At 44.5% G+C, this 17,371-nt stretch carries 15 protein-coding genes, 2 tRNA genes and 3 rRNA genes; 10 read left to right on the forward strand and 10 right to left on the reverse strand.

Features of this window, described 5'->3' with window-relative positions; all coding sequences use genetic code 11:
- Positions 1 to 20: 20 nt before the first annotated feature.
- Positions 21 to 746 (reverse strand): 16S rRNA (uracil(1498)-N(3))-methyltransferase, encoded by a 726-nt coding sequence (locus ABU615_RS07555; RefSeq protein WP_369608766.1) that lies wholly within the window; start codon positions 744 to 746, stop codon positions 21 to 23.
- A gap of 977 nt (positions 747 to 1,723) precedes the next feature.
- Here ABU615_RS07555 and ABU615_RS07560 point away from each other — a divergent pair.
- The 5 genes from ABU615_RS07560 to rrf all read left to right on the forward strand — a co-directional run bounded on the left by ABU615_RS07560 (position 1,724) and on the right by rrf (position 6,943).
- Positions 1,724 to 3,262: ribosomal RNA gene (locus ABU615_RS07560) — 16S ribosomal RNA — on the forward strand.
- A 77-nt stretch (positions 3,263 to 3,339) separates the two neighbouring features.
- Positions 3,340 to 3,416, forward strand: a tRNA-Ile gene (locus tag ABU615_RS07565).
- Positions 3,417 to 3,432: 16 nt separating this feature from the next.
- Positions 3,433 to 3,508: transfer RNA gene (locus ABU615_RS07570), tRNA-Ala, on the forward strand.
- A gap of 322 nt (positions 3,509 to 3,830) precedes the next feature.
- Positions 3,831 to 6,720: ribosomal RNA gene (locus ABU615_RS07575) — 23S ribosomal RNA — on the forward strand.
- Positions 6,721 to 6,830: 110 nt separating this feature from the next.
- A 5S ribosomal RNA gene (rrf, locus tag ABU615_RS07580) occupies positions 6,831 to 6,943 on the forward strand.
- The 16S, 23S and 5S rRNA genes sit together here with 2 tRNA genes alongside, the layout of an rRNA operon.
- Positions 6,944 to 7,015: 72 nt before the next feature.
- Here rrf and ABU615_RS07585 read toward each other — a convergent pair.
- Complete coding sequence (locus ABU615_RS07585; protein ID WP_367489886.1) at positions 7,016 to 7,213, reverse strand: tRNA (cytidine(34)-2'-O)-methyltransferase; 198 nt, start codon at positions 7,211 to 7,213, stop codon at positions 7,016 to 7,018.
- Between the two features lie 122 nt (positions 7,214 to 7,335).
- Between ABU615_RS07585 and ABU615_RS07590 the strand changes: the two genes are divergently transcribed.
- Both ABU615_RS07590 and ABU615_RS07595 read left to right on the forward strand, forming a co-directional pair.
- Positions 7,336 to 7,530 carry a hypothetical protein gene (locus ABU615_RS07590; protein ID WP_367489883.1) on the forward strand — a complete coding sequence of 65 codons (195 nt, stop codon included), beginning with the start codon at positions 7,336 to 7,338 and terminating at the stop codon, positions 7,528 to 7,530.
- Positions 7,531 to 7,572: 42 nt separating this feature from the next.
- A complete protein-coding gene (locus ABU615_RS07595) occupies positions 7,573 to 8,772 on the forward strand; it encodes an MFS transporter (RefSeq protein WP_370388773.1) in 1,200 nt (399 codons plus the stop codon).
- Positions 8,773 to 8,826: 54 nt separating this feature from the next.
- Here ABU615_RS07595 and ABU615_RS07600 read toward each other — a convergent pair whose 3' ends face one another.
- The 4 genes from ABU615_RS07600 to ABU615_RS07615 all read right to left on the reverse strand — a co-directional run bounded on the left by ABU615_RS07600 (position 8,827) and on the right by ABU615_RS07615 (position 12,025).
- A complete protein-coding gene (locus ABU615_RS07600) occupies positions 8,827 to 9,858 on the reverse strand; it encodes an AI-2E family transporter (protein ID WP_100140875.1) in 1,032 nt (343 codons plus the stop codon).
- A 171-nt stretch (positions 9,859 to 10,029) separates the two neighbouring features.
- Entirely contained in the window at positions 10,030 to 10,632 is a 603-nt protein-coding gene (locus tag ABU615_RS07605) for a DJ-1/PfpI family protein (RefSeq protein ID WP_267391887.1), read from the reverse strand.
- 474 nt (positions 10,633 to 11,106) lie between these two features.
- On the reverse strand, positions 11,107 to 11,670 hold the full coding sequence (locus ABU615_RS07610; RefSeq protein ID WP_370388774.1) for a hypothetical protein: 564 nt from the start codon (positions 11,668 to 11,670) through the stop codon (positions 11,107 to 11,109).
- Complete coding sequence (locus ABU615_RS07615; RefSeq protein WP_367489871.1) at positions 11,594 to 12,025, reverse strand: Plug domain-containing protein; 432 nt, start codon at positions 12,023 to 12,025, stop codon at positions 11,594 to 11,596. Before ABU615_RS07615 ends, ABU615_RS07610 begins: the two co-directional genes overlap by 77 nt.
- 470 nt (positions 12,026 to 12,495) lie before the next feature.
- Here ABU615_RS07615 and ABU615_RS07620 point away from each other — a divergent pair, with 470 nt between their 5' ends.
- On the forward strand, positions 12,496 to 13,011 hold the full coding sequence (locus ABU615_RS07620) for a ClbS/DfsB family four-helix bundle protein (protein WP_370388775.1): 516 nt from the start codon (positions 12,496 to 12,498) through the stop codon (positions 13,009 to 13,011).
- Between the two features lie 43 nt (positions 13,012 to 13,054).
- Positions 13,055 to 13,222, forward strand: a complete 168-nt coding sequence (locus ABU615_RS07625; protein ID WP_367489859.1) for a hypothetical protein — start codon at positions 13,055 to 13,057, stop codon at positions 13,220 to 13,222.
- 68 nt (positions 13,223 to 13,290) lie between these two features.
- Here the strand turns inward: ABU615_RS07625 and ABU615_RS07630 are convergent, their stop codons facing one another.
- Positions 13,291 to 14,028, reverse strand: a complete 738-nt coding sequence (locus ABU615_RS07630) for a carbonic anhydrase (RefSeq protein ID WP_370388776.1) — start codon at positions 14,026 to 14,028, stop codon at positions 13,291 to 13,293.
- 138 nt (positions 14,029 to 14,166) lie between these two features.
- Between ABU615_RS07630 and ABU615_RS07635 the strand changes: the two genes are divergently transcribed.
- Positions 14,167 to 15,312, forward strand: coding sequence for a methionine aminotransferase (locus tag ABU615_RS07635; protein WP_370388777.1), 1,146 nt, complete (start codon positions 14,167 to 14,169; stop codon positions 15,310 to 15,312).
- Between the two features lie 59 nt (positions 15,313 to 15,371).
- Here ABU615_RS07635 and ABU615_RS07640 read toward each other — a convergent pair whose 3' ends face one another.
- The 3 genes from ABU615_RS07640 to ABU615_RS07650 are packed head-to-tail and all read right to left on the reverse strand — an operon-like array spanning position 15,372 to position 17,367.
- Positions 15,372 to 16,010: a LysE family transporter gene (locus ABU615_RS07640; RefSeq protein WP_267391879.1), complete on the reverse strand. Its 639-nt coding sequence runs from the start codon at positions 16,008 to 16,010 to the stop codon at positions 15,372 to 15,374.
- A 23-nt stretch (positions 16,011 to 16,033) separates the two neighbouring features.
- Positions 16,034 to 16,936, reverse strand: a complete 903-nt coding sequence (locus ABU615_RS07645; protein ID WP_370388778.1) for a tyrosine-type recombinase/integrase — start codon at positions 16,934 to 16,936, stop codon at positions 16,034 to 16,036.
- Complete coding sequence (locus ABU615_RS07650) at positions 16,933 to 17,367, reverse strand: acyl-CoA thioesterase (RefSeq protein ID WP_367489851.1); 435 nt, start codon at positions 17,365 to 17,367, stop codon at positions 16,933 to 16,935. Before ABU615_RS07650 ends, ABU615_RS07645 begins: the two co-directional genes overlap by 4 nt.
- Positions 17,368 to 17,371 lie beyond the last annotated feature (4 nt).

Here is a 17,371-nt window from a genome sequence, read left to right on the forward strand (position 1 = left end):
GTTCACAAAGCTAATTCCCTTTACCCACGGAAATCCCCCCATAATGCCTGCATAGCAGCCAGTGCCGCCAGAGAAGCCGTTTCCGTACGTAATACTCGCGGTCCTAAGCTGAATGCCGAAAACCCATACCGAGTCGCTTGTTCTTCCTCAGATGTGCTCAACCCACCTTCAGGACCAATCAACAACGTCACCGCATGGGGCTGAGAAAATTCATTCAAAGCCAGCGGCCTACGCAAACTCATTAGCAGCTTCAAATCAGCATCAGCCACATCTTGCAATGCACTGGCTAAATCCATAATAGGCCTAATTTCCGGCACAACAGTTCGCCCGCATTGCTCACATGCTGCAATGGCAATATCCTGCCAACGTTCCCGCTTTTTCGTTGCCCGTTCACCACCTAAGCGCTGACTGCTTCGTTCAGACAATACCGGCTGAATCACAGACACCCCAAGTTCTACGCTTTTCTGAATCGTCATATCCATCCGCTCACTGCTCGACACTGATTGCAGCAATGTGGTTGTCAAAGTAGACTCAACCTTAACGGTTTTACAGTCATGAATCATTACATCCACATTTTTCTTGCCCATAGACATAATCTCAGCCTCATATACCAGACCTTGACCATTAAACAACTCAATCAGCTCTCCCGGCTGACAGCGTAAAACTTGTACATGGCGAGCAGTCGCATCAGGTAAAGAAAAAGCATTTACTTCACACAATTCTGCAGGAACATAAAAACGAGGCATAATCGTAAAATCACTATAAATAAAGAATAGCGCCAGCAACAATAACAAATTATAAGCTTAAATCATAAGCACAAATATCGACCAGCACACAATAACAAGAATCAAACACAATAATAAGAACTCATCAGAGCTAAATAGCAAAATATTAAAAAATAAATTACAACAAATAAAAATAATTAATCTATGACTCATGAATAGCACATTCAGGGTACTTTGCTTGAAAAATAACAAAAACATCAAACAACAAAATAAACTATACCTTTCAAACATGCATATCCCGCACTATTGGATCTATTTACACTTTTTCCTTAAACTTAAAAGCATTAAATCTGAATCATAAAATAAGTGGTAATAAAGGAAACATCATCAATAAATTAAAATAATAAAAAAGAAAGAGCCCCCCCCCCCCAATAATTACCTAACTCAGCAAGTGCAACAAAAGCAGTAAAGCCTTCTTATCGTCAAAAGAGTTACTTAAAATTGCAAAAAATTTGACCCATTTACTGAACCAATTGCAGCACAGATTTGGATAAAGTTAAAGAAAGCTTATATGGGTAACACAGACGATATCTCAGTTAAATAACAAAATTAATGCAGTAAAAAGTCATCAAAAGGGTGAAATAGAGACGAAGAACTAAATTAGGATCAAACCAAGGGTGATGGCGAAAAAATAAATCTTATTAGAACAGCGGTTTGGTAGATTGTATAAAAATAAGAGGAGGAAGTAGTTGACAGGGTGGATGTAGGGGCGTATAGTTCGCCTTCTTCGCTGAGACGCGAGCCGAAACGAACGAAACAGTTTAAAGTAGAACGCAGTCGAAAGCAACGCTCTTTAACAGAACAGATTACCGATAAGTGTGAGTGCGGATAAGCCTCACACTGATTCAGAGGGACAGGATAGTAATAAATCTTGTCAATAACTTTGAAGCAGACCAGTGATACTGAAGGGAACTTCAGGATTACAACAAGCTAAGATTAAACATAAGAGTTTGATCCTGGCTCAGATTGAACGCTGGCGGCATGCTTTACACATGCAAGTCGAACGGCAGCACGGAGAGCTTGCTCTCTGGTGGCGAGTGGCGAACGGGTGAGTAATGCATCGGAACGTACCGAGTAATGGGGGATAACTGTCCGAAAGGATGGCTAATACCGCATACGCCCTGAGGGGGAAAGCGGGGGATCTTAGGACCTCGCGTTATTTGAGCGGCCGATGTTGGATTAGCTAGTTGGTGGGGTAAAGGCCTACCAAGGCGACGATCCATAGCGGGTCTGAGAGGATGATCCGCCACATTGGGACTGAGACACGGCCCAAACTCCTACGGGAGGCAGCAGTGGGGAATTTTGGACAATGGGGGGAACCCTGATCCAGCCATGCCGCGTGTCTGAAGAAGGCCTTCGGGTTGTAAAGGACTTTTGTTAGGGAAGAAAAGCCGGGTGCTAATACCACCTGGTGCTGACGGTACCTAAAGAATAAGCACCGGCTAACTACGTGCCAGCAGCCGCGGTAATACGTAGGGTGCGAGCGTTAATCGGAATTACTGGGCGTAAAGCGAGCGCAGACGGTTAGATAAGTCAGATGTGAAATCCCCGAGCTCAACTTGGGACGTGCATTTGAAACTGTCTAACTAGAGTGTGTCAGAGGGAGGTAGAATTCCACGTGTAGCAGTGAAATGCGTAGAGATGTGGAGGAATACCGATGGCGAAGGCAGCCTCCTGGGATAACACTGACGTTCATGCTCGAAAGCGTGGGTAGCAAACAGGATTAGATACCCTGGTAGTCCACGCCCTAAACGATGACAATTAGCTGTTGGGGCACTAGATGTCTTAGTAGCGAAGCTAACGCGAGAAATTGTCCGCCTGGGGAGTACGGTCGCAAGATTAAAACTCAAAGGAATTGACGGGGACCCGCACAAGCGGTGGATGATGTGGATTAATTCGATGCAACGCGAAGAACCTTACCTGGTCTTGACATGTACGGAATCTCTTAGAGATAGGAGAGTGCCTTCGGGAACCGTAACACAGGTGCTGCATGGCTGTCGTCAGCTCGTGTCGTGAGATGTTGGGTTAAGTCCCGCAACGAGCGCAACCCTTGTCATTAGTTGCCATCATTAAGTTGGGCACTCTAATGAGACTGCCGGTGACAAACCGGAGGAAGGTGGGGATGACGTCAAGTCCTCATGGCCCTTATGACCAGGGCTTCACACGTCATACAATGGTCGGTACAGAGGGTAGCGAAGCCGCGAGGTGAAGCCAATCTCAGAAAGCCGATCGTAGTCCGGATTGCACTCTGCAACTCGAGTGCATGAAGTCGGAATCGCTAGTAATCGCAGGTCAGCATACTGCGGTGAATACGTTCCCGGGTCTTGTACACACCGCCCGTCACACCATGGGAGTGGGGGATACCAGAATTGGGTAGACTAACCGCAAGGGGGTCGCTTAACACGGTATGCTTCATGACTGGGGTGAAGTCGTAACAAGGTAGCCGTAGGGGAACCTGCGGCTGGATCACCTCCTTTCTAGAGAAAAGAAGAGGGTTATTCGCATTCACACTTATCGGTAAACTGAAAAGATGCGAGAAGAGACTGAATAAACTGGGTTTGTAGCTCAGCTGGTTAGAGCACACGCTTGATAAGCGTGGGGTCGGAGGTTCAAGTCCTCCCAGACCCACCACTTATTTAAGAAGAGAGGGGGCATAGCTCAGTTGGTAGAGCACCTGCTTTGCAAGCAGGGGGTCATCGGTTCGATCCCGTTTGCCTCCACCACACTTTACTTTGGAAATTAAATTGAGTTTATCTGGAAGCAGATGAAGCGGAAGCTGAATTTAATTTGCGAAGTAACGCATCGATCTTTAACAAATTGGAAAGCCGAAATCAACAAACAAAGATTGAGGCATGGAAGCAGAGTCTGGAGACGGATGAAGTGGAAGTGCTGAAAGAATTGGGTGATGATTGTATCGCTGAGCAACGAAGACAAAAGGCGTTGTTCAGACAACCAAGAAGTAAGCTTTATGAGAGTAGGGAGCTTAAGTCATGATTACAGGTCAACGGTAGTTGTGATGAAGTCAAGAGGTTCTTGAAATGATAGAGTCAAGTGAATAAGTGCATCAGGTGGATGCCTTGGCGATGATAGGCGAAGAAGGACGTGTAAGCCTGCGAAAAGCGTGGGGGAGCTGGCAATAGAGCTGTGATCCCGCGATATCCGAATGGGGAAACCCACCATGTAAAAGCATGGTATCCTAAACTGAATACATAGGTTTAGAGAAGCGAACCTGGAGAACTGAACCATCTAAGTACCCAGAGGAAAAGAAATCAACCGAGATTGCGCAAGTAGTGGCGAGCGAACGCGTAAGAGCCTGTATATGATAGTCACTGAGATAGAAGAACAAGCTGGGAAGCTTGGCCACAGAGGGTGATAGCCCCGTATTTGAAATTTCAGAGATGGTACTAAGTATACGAGAAGTAGGGCGGGACACGAGAAATCCTGTCTGAATATGGGGGGACCATCCTCCAAGGCTAAATACTCATCATCGACCGATAGTGAACCAGTACCGTGAGGGAAAGGCGAAAAGAACCCCGGGAGGGGAGTGAAACAGAACCTGAAACCTGATGCATACAAACAGTGGGAGCGGAGTAATCCGTGACTGCGTACCTTTTGTATAATGGGTCAACGACTTACATTCAGTAGCGAGCTTAACCGATTAGGGGAGGCGCAGGGAAACCGAGTCTTAATAGGGCGACGAGTTGCTGGGTGTAGACCCGAAACCGAGTGATCTATCCATGGCCAGGTTGAAGGTGCCGTAACAGGTACTGGAGGACCGAACCCACGCATGTTGCAAAATGCGGGGATGAGCTGTGGATAGGGGTGAAAGGCTAAACAAACTCGGAGATAGCTGGTTCTCCCCGAAAACTATTTAGGTAGTGCCTCGAGCAAGACACTGATGGGGGTAAAGCACTGTTATGGCTAGGGGGTCATTGCGACTTACCAACCCATGGCAAACTAAGAATACCATCAAGTGGTTCCTCGGGAGACAGACATCGGGTGCTAACGTCCGGTGTCAAGAGGGAAACAACCCAGACCGCCAGCTAAGGTCCCAAATGACAGATTAAGTGGTAAACGAAGTGGGAAGGCCGAGACAGCCAGGATGTTGGCTTAGAAGCAGCCATCATTTAAAGAAAGCGTAATAGCTCACTGGTCGAGTCGTCCTGCGCGGAAGATGTAACGGGGCTCAAATCTGTAACCGAAGCTGCGGATGTCAGGCAACTGACATGGTAGGGGAGCGTTCTGTAGGCCGAAGAAGGTGTGTTGAGAAGCATGCTGGAGGTATCAGAAGTGCGAATGTTGACATGAGTAGCGATAAACAGGGTGAAAAGCCCTGTCGCCGAAAACCCAAGGTTTCCTACGCAACGTTCATCGGCGTAGGGTGAGTCGGCCCCTAAGGCAAGGCAGAGATGCGTAGTCGATGGGAAACAGGTTAATATTCCTGTACTTGATTCAAATGCGATGTGGGGACGGAGAAGGTTAGGTCATCGATCTGTTGGAATAGATCGTTTAAGCCGGTAGGTGGAGCACTTAGGCAAATCCGGGTGCTTAACGCCGAGAAGTGATGACGAGTGTCTAAGGACACGAAGTGACTGATACCACGCTTCCAGGAAAAGCCACTAAGCTTCAGTTTGAATGAAACCGTACCGCAAACCGACACAGGTGGGTAGGATGAGAATTCTAAGGCGCTTGAGAGAACTCAGGAGAAGGAACTCGGCAAATTGATACCGTAACTTCGGGAGAAGGTATGCCTCTGATGGTGAAAGATTTACTCTGTAAGCTATTAGAGGTCGCAGAGAATAGGTGGCTGCGACTGTTTAATAAAAACACAGCACTCTGCAAACACGAAAGTGGACGTATAGGGTGTGACGCCTGCCCGGTGCTGGAAGGTTAATTGAAGATGTGCAAGCATCGGATCGAAGCCCCAGTAAACGGCGGCCGTAACTATAACGGTCCTAAGGTAGCGAAATTCCTTGTCGGGTAAGTTCCGACCCGCACGAATGGCGTAACGATGGCCACACTGTCTCCTCCTGAGACTCAGCGAAGTTGAAATGGTTGTGAAGATGCAATCTCCCCGCTGCTAGACGGAAAGACCCCGTGAACCTTTACTGTAGCTTTGCATTGGACTTTGAAGTCACTTGTGTAGGATAGGTGGGAGGCTAAGAAGCAGGAACGCTAGTTTCTGTGGAGCCGTCCTTGAAATACCACCCTGGTGACTTTGAGGTTCTAACCCGGATCCATTATCTGGATCGGGGACCGTGCATGGTAGGCAGTTTGACTGGGGCGGTCTCCTCCCAAAGAGTAACGGAGGAGTTCGAAGGTTACCTAGGTCCGGTCGGAAATCGGACTGATAGTACAATGGCACAAGGTAGCTTAACTGCGAGACCGACAAGTCGAGCAGGTGCGAAAGCAGGACATAGTGATCCGGTGGTTCTGAATGGAAGGGCCATCGCTCAACGGATAAAAGGTACTCCGGGGATAACAGGCTGATTCCGCCCAAGAGTTCATATCGACGGCGGAGTTTGGCACCTCGATGTCGGCTCATCACATCCTGGGGCTGTAGTCGGTCCCAAGGGTATGGCTGTTCGCCATTTAAAGTGGTACGTGAGCTGGGTTTAAAACGTCGTGAGACAGTTTGGTCCCTATCTGCAGTGGGCGTTGGAAGTTTGACGGGGGCTGCTCCTAGTACGAGAGGACCGGAGTGGACGAACCTCTGGTGTACCGGTTGTGACGCCAGTCGCATCGCCGGGTAGCTAAGTTCGGAAGAGATAAACGCTGAAAGCATCTAAGCGTGAAACTCGCCTGAAGATGAGACTTCCCTAGGGATTTAATCCCTCTAAAGAGACGTTCGAGACCAGGACGTTGATAGGTCGGGTGTGGAAGAGTGGTAACACTTGGAGCTAACCGATACTAATTGCTCGTGAGGCTTGACTCTATCATTTGAAGGACTTCGCACGCAGAAGATGTGCAAGGTAAATGATAAAGCTTACTGATGAGAATACAAGCATCACCAAGATTAAGGCTTTCTGATTTGACAGTTTAAAGTCTGGCGGCCATAGCGGGTTGGTCCCACGCCTTCCCATCCCGAACAGGACCGTGAAACGACCTAGCGCCGATGATAGTATGGATGCCCATGTGAAAGTAGGACACCGCCAGACACCCATTAAGAAGAACCCAGTAGATAGTCTACTGGGTTCTTTGCTTTGTAGCTGAGCGAAAAATGCGACGGGTTAAGACAAACCAGCGAACCCCTGCTGCCGTAGAGCTTCGTACACTACGATGGCTGCTGCGTTGGATAGATTCAATGAGCGGATATGGGAAGTCTGAGGGATACGCAGGCAGTGATCTGCTCTGGCCTGTGCGAACTCCTGGGAGAGTCCGGTGGTTTCGCGGCCAAAAGCGAACGGGTGTGTTATTACTGAATACAAAATTTGTTACGGTAAAAGAGGATGATTCTGTGCCGCTGGTTAAAAAAGCAAATTTGCTCAGTCATGAAAATTTGACTTGTTTATTGTATTGTTGTGAATCGGAGCAGTTAAATTTTACTAATATGTTGCGGACGCTGAGTAAGCTGCCGGCTGAACGTGATGGTCTGAGCAGTATGGCTATGGTCGATGCGGCAGAAATGCTACGTTTTACAGGCAATCTGAATACGCTAATCGGTGGTTTGAGTTTCTGTCTGGAGGAAATCGGACGGGAAACGAAGAAGATTAGTGATTATCTGCAAACTTCTGTTTGTAGATAAATTAGTTGTTATTATTTTAATAATCGCCGTGAATTGAATGTTATGAATCATCAGGATAAACAGTTATCTTTTAATCAGTTATTTCTTTCAGTCATTTTGATGGTGTCCGGTGCGCATTTGTGTAATGACTTGATTCAGTCAATGCTCACGGCCACTTATCCTTTACTGGAAGAAAAGTACCGCTTAACTTTTGCACAGGTGGGCTGTATTAGTCTGGTTTATCAGTTTACGGCTTCGATTTTGCAGCCAGTGATTGGTTTTTATACGGATAAACATCCGAAACCTTACTTGCTCCCTTTGGGAATGGTTTCGACGACATTTGGTTTGTGTCTGCTGGGTTTGGCAAATCAATTTTATTTGTTGCTGGTAGCAGCCGCTTTTCTAGGTGTTGGTTCGTCTACTTTCCATCCGGAAGCTTCGCGTGTGGCGCGTAATGCTTCGGCTGGCCGCTATGGTCTGGCACAATCGGCGTTTCAGGTAGGAGGTAATTTAGGTTCGTCACTGGGGCCGTTGCTGGTGAGTTTTGTGGTGCTGAAATATAACCGCCAAGCTAATATTCTGTGGTTTGTATGTATTGGTGTTTTGGCTATTGCTTTGCTCAGTCGGATAAGTGCATGGAGTGCTCATCATTTGGCAGCTAGCAAACACAAGAAGGCAGTAAATAGAGTTTTACCTTATGACCGTAATAAAACAGTTTTAGCATTATTTATTCTGGCTGTGCTGATTTTTTCCAAGTATTTTTATATGGCCAGTATGAGTAATTATTATAGTTTTTATTTAATAGAAAAATTTGCTTTGCCAAAGCAAACGGCGGTGCTGTTTCTGTTTTTGTTTTTAGCCTGTGTGGCGATTGGTACGTTTGCCGGCGGACCGATTGGTGATCGTGTCGGACGCAAGTATGTTATCTGGTTTTCTATTCTTGGGGCTGCGCCATTTACGCTGGCTTTGCCGTATGCCAATCTTTGGGGTACGGCGGTGCTGAGTTGTTTGATTGGTCTGATTATTTCTTCAGCTTTTGCGGCTATTGTTGTGTATGCACAGGAGTTGATACCGGGACGGGTAGGTTTGATTGCTGGACTGTTTTTTGGTCTGATGTTCGGTATGAGTGGTATTGCGGCTGCGGTGTTGGGTTATGTGGCCGATAAAACCAGTTTGCAGCTTATTTTTAAGTTCTGCTCTTTTTTGCCGTTGCTGGGCATGCTGACGGTTTTGTTACCGGATGTGGAGCACTATAAACGCTGAAATGATTAAAGGCCATGGTTGATGGCCTTTTTTGTTGTCTGCTGATGAACTGAGTCAAATGATTTTTAGCTGCTTGAGAGACAGTTTTAGAAAGGCGTAAAAAATGGGGGCAAATACAAGCCCAATTACACCAAACAAAGTTTCAGAAAATACCATGGCAATCAATAATTCGCAGATGCCTGCATGTATTTTGCTGCCGACAATTTTGGCGTTGAGTACATATTCGACTTTGTGAATGATAATTAAATAGATGAGTACAATTACTGCTATCCAGAAGGAAACTGTGAAGCCAACCAGACACATAATGGTATTGACAATTAAGTTGCCGATGATGGGTATGAGGCCGAGTACGAAAGTGGCAAGTATTAGGCTTTTACTGAAGGGCAGGTGTATGCCGAAGATGGGTAGAACAATTAATAGGAAGATGGCTGTCATGATAGCATTGAATAATGCAATGACTACCTGAGAGAAAGCAACGTATTGGAAAACCAGCACCAGACGGTCGAGGCCATCTTTGAGTGCCTGCATGTAGATGGTGGGAGAGGTTGAGGTTTCGTTGATACTGCGCTTGTTCTGCTGATAGCCGGCGATTAAACCGATTATCATGCCAATTATAATGATAAGTAGGGAGTGAAAAAGTTGTTTAATGACTGATTGCAAGTAAAGTACATGCTCTTTAATGAAGTTAAGAGCATTGGCGCGTAATTCTACGAGATCATCCGGAAGGTAATTACTTAATTCTTTTGGCAAGGCACTGGCGATGCTGTTAAAGAGATTCTGTATGTGAGTAAGAGTCTGCTGGGGGTCTTTGGCTACGCTGATTACCCAGCTGATAAGATAGCTGAAACCGCCTATGAGTAAGATCATGATGAGCAGTGACAGCAAAAGTACTGAAAAAATTTTGGCTTTGCTACCCCAGCGCTGCATTCTGGTGGCCAGATAATCTTCCAATTTCTGGGTAAGAGTATAGGTAAGGAGGCCGGAAATCACGCCAGACATCAGGTGTATTTGCATAAATATGATAAAAAATATTGAATACAATACGACGAAAAACAGGCCGATTTTTTGTTGTTCGTTTAACAGCATGGTTGATTTTTAATCCGATTCTGATAGGGCTTATGGGGTGACTTTGCGCTGAATATCATACTGCCTGCTGGTGTTATTCTGTGTAAACAGTATGAGGTTACTTTGCACACAAATTCGCAATACCTTTTATGTGCTTGATTGTGTAATGATTTAGCTATTATTAGGCTGTTTCTAATTTGGTTGATTGTTCGAACAAAATGCATCTTGCTGGCTGTCCTGCTGCCAGTGGTATTCGATTCTGGTGGCAATTTTTTCAGCGGTATTTTTATCCGTTCTGTTTTGCACAAATGCTAATGCCATGTCCATTCCGGCACTGATACCGGAAGAGGTGTAGTATTTGCCGTCTGTAATCCAGCGGGCTTTTTCTATCCATTTGGTTTTTGCTGATGAGGTTTTTACCCAGTCAAAGACGCGTTTGTTGGATGTAGCCTGACGTCCATCGAGTAATTCAGTTTTGGCCAGCAGGGCGCTGCCGGTACAAACGGTGAGCACATACTTGCTTTTTTGTGCTAGTGATTTTAGTTGCTGGATAAAATCAGTTTGCTGTATCAGGATACGTGTGCCGGGCCCACCGGGTATAAAAAGGGTATCTATATTCTGGGGAATGGATGCAAAGTTTTCAGTTGAGATACTGATGTTATCCTGATTGCAGATAAGACCACCGTTTTGTGAATAATACTGTATGTGCCAGTCCGGTACTTTGCCAAATATTTCTACTGGCCCGAATACATCTAGTGTTTCAAAGTCTGGGTAAAGCAAAATGGTAATTTGCATCTGATTTTCCTTTGTCATCTGTGGCAGAGATATATTAAGTTGCTGGGCATAATAAGCAATTTGTTGTACTAACAGAATAGCAGAATTCTCTGAGTTTTCTGAAAAATTTTTAATCAGATAAAAAGTAAAAAATTTTTTAGAATTTTGTAGCATAGTCTCTGCCGGTTAATATGCATAATAATTATTTAACGCAGGTTTTAGTAAAACAGATAAATCAGAAAAAAATTTTTTAATCAGGATAAAAATATTTTTGCAAAAAAAATAAGCATAGAATGGACAGCCAATATTTGCTGTTAGGCGCACATACTGGGAAGTAGTTAGAGCTAACGTTGCAAAATATAGAACCTTCCAGCTTTCATTGCCCATATTGCTGGAGGCAAAATTGGAGGCGTTTTCGGGACGGGTATCATGCTGGTGGGTTTTAAGTAATTTAAGCACTTACTTAGGTTAATGAGTGGGCTATCGGACGTGTATTCATAGGTGCGATTGGCGCTTTTGTCGTTTTATGCGGTACACCAGTTTGCGTTTCCATGCGCCATCTAGTCCGTATTTTTTGATTTCAGCCTCACTGGGGTAGGGCATTTCGTCTCGCATGGCGGCAAATGGTTCCCAGCCGCTGTGATTGCTGTTCATTATTGACCAACTTATTTTATGGTCGCTATTCGGACGGATGTTGCCTTTGATTAAACCACTCTGCTGTTGATAGGCTGAATAAAAAAATTTGCTGCCATCTGGCCGTTTGATGTTATGAGCATCTCGATTGGTGTAATAGGCCAATATATCGAACATACGGTTATCACTTTGGGCGAATAAGGCACCTGACCAATTGTTCTGGATATTGTTGCTGGCATGGGCATACTTGATTAGTGCGCCTATATTTTCACCTTCGCGCAAAAAGTCGCTGGCATCTTTGGTATCCAGTTTGATGGAACCGCCGAAGCCTCCGTTACTGACGGTGGGGTTATGCGGACCTTTGCTGACGGTAATTTTTGATGAGTTCGGGTTCGATGAAGACGAAACCTTGCCGGTATTTATCAAAAGTTTTGAGGGAACCGTCTACGGTTACAGGTACGTCTTCGGGGTCGCTTAATCCCCAAATATTGATTTTTTGTCCACCTGGTCGAGGTGAACCTACCATGCTGGTGCCGGGCAGATACTCGAGTAATGAGGCAATATTGTTGGACTGAATGGTGTCTAACTGTGGCTGTCTGAGGATGCTGGTGTTAACTAAATCTTTGTTGGGTTTGCTGGCGATGACTAATGGTGGGCAGGGCGTAGCTGTTAATGTTGTTGTGTTTACTTTGATCCTCGGCCAGAACCGGCTGCATAATAAATAAGCTGGCGTAAACAGTACAAACTGTAGAGAGAAAACGGGTATGACAGGCGGGTGCATGAGAGCCTGACTGGTAAAGGTTAAGATAAATTAAAATTATAATCATTCTTACTAGTATTTTAATTTAATTTGTTATGGGTGTATATTTATTTTAATTTTAAACTCAGATTATGGTTTTAATGCTGGTTTTTGTGCTAAATATGAAGCTTTTTGTTAATTGAAAAATATTTTGGAATGGAGTTGTAATATGGAAGATATTCGTTTAGAGATAGATCAGATTGATCACACTGTTATTAAGCTATTGGGCTCGCTTTGAATATGTTAATGCTGCTAGTGAATTTAAAAAAGTGCTAGTGCTGTACAAGCCAAGGCCCGTTTTGACACTATGCTTGAACAACGGAAGCTTTGGGCCAATGAGTTAGGACTAAATGGCGATATTATTAAAGACTTATATGCATATTTGGTTCGTTATTTTATTGATGAAGAATTAAAGCAGTTTAAAAATAAAGAAAATAAGGATAGTTTGCCCTATGGCTTATACCAGTAAACAACAGTTATTGAATGAAATAAACAAAACCGCTAAATTGTTTATTAAAGAATTTGATACGTTAACAGAATCTCAAAAAGATGAGTTAATTCATGGTGTAGATCGTACTCCTGCGCAAATGATTGCTTATCAGTTAGGATGGTTGGATCTTGTTAAGTCTTGGGATGATGATGAACTTGCAGGAAAAATCCCAACATTACCTGCAGAAGGCTACAAATGGAATCAGTTAGGTACATTATATCAACACTTTTATAAGATTTATCAGGATTATTCATTACAAGAATTGATTACATTATTTAACGAGAAACTTGTTATCTGGAATAATTGGATTGAATCTTTGGATGATGATACGTTATTTATTAAAGACACACGTAATTGGACTAAACCTTTCCCTGAATCTTGGACGGTAGCGCGCTTTATTCATATCAATTCTGTGGCACCGTTTAAATCATTTCGAACCAAAATCAGAAAGTGGAAAAAGTTAAGTGAACTAGTTTAAACGTAACTTAAAATTAATATCAATGTAATCAATTAGGAATGATATGGCTTTTTCAGAAACAGAGCCACAACTATTGTTACAACTAAAATTTGTGGGTAGCGAAATTATTGACAGACTTGAACAAATGGAACTTGATTCTTCTGATAAATTACGCCATGGCACTTTAGATGAAATTCTAAGCAATGGATTCGTTATGTTTGTGCGCTTTTGATTGTGGGGTACTGAAAAAATTTACAGTCAGGCTATTTGTGGCCTGACTGCTTGCATAAGAGGATGGGCTCAGTTGTTTTCTATTATGCGGTTGTTTAGCGGTTGCACGGGGCGGTTGTTATTTTTAGGTAGGTATTGTGCGATTTCTGCAATTTCTGCTTTGGATAACGTAATCGGTTGGCGGAATAATATCCATGTTACGGGTTCGCTGCATGGTGGAGTGGTCAAAGAGCCGGTATAGCGGTAATAGCTATGATTGTGCGGGTAGATGTGTTCGGGATTAAATAAGATATCAGTGTTTTCGCTACCATTTTTAGCCAGTTTTTTGAATACAGACAATTTTTCAAAATAGGAGTTTTGCTGACCTTCTTGTACAAATACTGCTACAACTAAATTGCTGTGGTCAGCGGCCTGATGTACAAAATGCAGCTCAAGAGGATAGCGTATGCCGTTGATAGTGTGTTCGGCTGGTTCGTGGGCATGGAATTGAACCAGTGTGTAAGTTTTATTGTTGTAGGTCAGGTTGCTGTTTGAGTCGAAATTGAACTGAAGGGAATGGCCGTTGTCGACTATCTGTTTAATATCGGCATGCCGATAGTCGAATTTCAGAGGTGGAAGTTTATGGTTGGTTTTGCTATCAAAGATGTCTATCGGGGATTGGGTTTTACCTGTGGAGCAGGTTTGCGCGTCCGACATTTTTCCCCAATTTTCCGGTGCATAGTCACCTTGATAACCCCAGTGAGTCTGAGCCATGGCAGAGCCAGCGAGTCCAAGGGTGAGACATAATCCTAAAATGCTTTTTTTCATGATTTAGTTTCCTTTTGTAAATTATGCGAATAGTTTAGTCTTCTTTGTTGGTGATGTGAATACTTGTGTTGGTTAATAAAAACTAATTGTTAAATTTGGTTGGATGGTTATATGATGATTTTTTCGTAGGTGAAAATTATGCTGAATCTGCAATCTAAGCTGCCCAATGTAGGAACAACGATTTTCAGTGTCATGTCGGCTTTGTCCGCAAAGTATGATGCGCTAAATTTGTCTCAGGGTTTTCCTGACTATACGGTAGATAAGCAATTAATCGAACTGATAGAGCATTATCTGCGTGCGGGAAATAATCAATATGCGCCTATGGCTGGTGTGGTGGGTTTGCGACTGCGTATCCAGGAAAAGTTTCAGCGGGTGCATGGGCTGAGTGTGGATGCGGAACAGGAAATTACGGTTACGGCAGGCGGAACGCAGGCGATTTTTACCACTATTGCAGCGCTGATTCGTCCGGATGATGAAGTAATTATTTTTGAGCCAGCTTATGATTGCTATGCACCTGCGGTTTCATTGTTTGGGGGTAAAGTGGTTCCGGTACAGCTGGCTGCACCAAATTTTTCAATAGACTGGGATTTCGTCCGATCGTTGGTTACGGCGCGTACACGGTTGATTATTGTGAATAATCCAAACAATCCGGCCTGTCGGGTATTCAATAAAGCTGATGTGACGGCTTTGGCTGAGATAGTGCTGAATAATGATATTTTTGTGTTAAGTGATGAAGTATATGAGCATCTGGTGTTTGATGATGCCCGACCACAAACTTTGCTGACACAGCCGCTGTTACGGGAGAGAACTTTTGTTGTGGGCTCGTTTGGCAAATTGTTGCATGCTACAGGCTGGAAAGTGGGCTACTGTGTGGCTGCGCCGGCCTTGATGGCTGAGTTTCGTAAGGTGCATCAGTTTAATGTATTTAGTGTGCATACTCCTACGCAATATGCGATTGCTGATTATCTGGCCGATGCGTCACACTACGAGAATCTGGGACACTTTTTTCAGCAAAAACGCGATTTTCTGCTGGCGGGTTTAAGCAATTCACGTTTTAAAGTCTATGTGCCGCAGGGTACGTATTTTATGCTTTTGGATTATAGTGCTATTAGTACTGCATCTGAAACTGAGTTTGTGCGTGAGCTAGTGGCTAAATATAAAGTGGCGACAATACCTTTGGCTGCGTTTTATCATGATGGTTTTAGCCAGCAATGTATACGGGTATGTTTTGCTAAGCGGCAGGAAACGTTGGAGCAGGCGGTAGAGTTGCTGTGTGCGGTGTGAGAAGAATACTTTGAGATGGGGGAAAAGACAGATTTTTGAATCTGTCTTGTTGCTTAGTATTAGTGGTGGAGCCAGCTGCTAAAGACCTGTAAATATAGCCAGCCGCCAAAGCCAATAAACGCAAAGCCGCCGATACGGTCGATAATCAGGCACCAGTTCAAGTAGTTGCGTTTGACCACGGGTAAAGAAAACAGCCACAACATCAAGCACAAGGTAAGAAGTACTTGTACCAGCAAAATAATCATAATTTCATATTTTAAAGTTGGCTTATGAACATCTGCCATGGCCATAGACATAACGCTGCCAAGATAAAGAACGATTTTGGGATTGGATAGGTTGGTAATCAGGCCTTTCCAAAAAAAATGTTTTTCTTGTAGGGGTTGAACAGTAACGTTATTTTTAGGAATAACGGTTTGTAACATTTGCCAGCCGCAATAAATGAGGTAGGAGCCGCCGGCCAGCATAAGAGTGTTTTGCAGCCATGGTAGCTGGTGCAGTATGGCACTATAGCCTTCAATGGTCAAAGTCAGCCAGAAAGCCACTCCGGTGGTGATGCCCAGCGCAACGAAGAATGCTGCCCGTCGTGAGTGGTTTAGAGCTGTTTTGCTGATTATCAGCATATCCGGCCCAGGGGACAGCTGGCCGAGCAGGTTAAGTAGCACGATGCTGACAATCATGGATTGGGTTTGACTAAGCATAATACAGATTCAGATAAAAACGGCTATTTGTTACGGCGTTTGGCACGTGGATGTGTATTGTCGTAAATCTGTGCCAAATGGTTGAAATCGAGTTTGGTATATTGCTGAGTTGTGCTGATGGATTTGTGTCCGAGCAGCTCCTGTACCGCGCGGATGTCGTGGGCGCTTTGTAATACATGGCTGGCAAAACTGTGCCGCAGCATATGCGGGGATAAATGGCGGTCGCTACCGTGAGTAATGGACCAGATATTCAGACGATTCTGAATTTGACGTGCGCTCAGGCGGGTGCCACGCCGGCTAGTAAATACTGCATTTTCTCCAGAAACTGCGTAGCGGTGCGGTAGATAATTCTGTAAAGCTTCGATACTTTTTTGTCCTAAAGGGACCTGACGTTGCTTATTGCCTTTACCTCGCACATGTACCCAATTTTCTTTCAGCATTAGATGGTGTAAGTCTAGTTGCACCAATTCGCTCAGACGTAATCCGCTGCCATACAATAATTCGAAAATAGCCTGATCCCGTAGGGACAGCGGGTCGCTGGCACAAGCATGGTCAAAAGCCTGATTGAGTTTTTCGGCCGGTACTGCTTTAGGCAAGCGGGCACCGGCTTTGGGTGCTTTGATGTTGCTGGTAGGGTTGGCGGTAATGTATCCCTGTTGTTGCAGAAAATTAAAGTAAGTCCGCCATGTACTGAGTTTGCGTGCCAGTGAGGCAGGCTTATCTCCCAGACCACTGAGTTTTTTTAGAGCGCCTACCAGATGCAGACGAGTGATATTCAATGGGCTAAGATTTTCCGGTAAAAGCTGACTCAGCTGAATTAAATCACGTTCGTAGGCAGTGCTGGTTAAGGGAGATAATCCGCGCTGTTGTAAATGCTGGAAAAACTCATTCCATAATGTCCAGTAAGAGGTAGAAGCTTGCTTCATTCAATTACCCAAGCGATGGCGCTGCGAAAAATTTCAGGTGTGCGGCTAATGCGCTGGCGCTCGTAATTAAAGAAAGCCATGCCGGTTTTTACCATTGCAATGGCGGCACCATCACGGGTGCGATGCAATTTGTATATCAGGGTAAAACCTGTATTGCTTAGGTTGGTAATTCCTAAGTCAAAATCCAGTTCATCGCCATAAAATCCCTGTCCCTGAAATTGCAGAGCGGCATCCAGCATAATCAGGCCGGTACCGCCAATATCTATTTCGTTGAATCCGTAACTTGAAAGTAGACGCATACGCGCTTCATGACAAAGGCGTAGTATGGCATCGTTTGAAAGATGGTTGCCGTAATTAATATCGCCTATCTGTACTTTGATGCGCGTGTGAAACAACCATTTTTCTGGCGTTTCAATTTGAATGCGACTCATGGGT

This window comes from Snodgrassella alvi (assembly GCF_040741455.2).
Classification (GTDB): Bacteria; Pseudomonadota; Gammaproteobacteria; order Burkholderiales; family Neisseriaceae; genus Snodgrassella; species Snodgrassella alvi_E.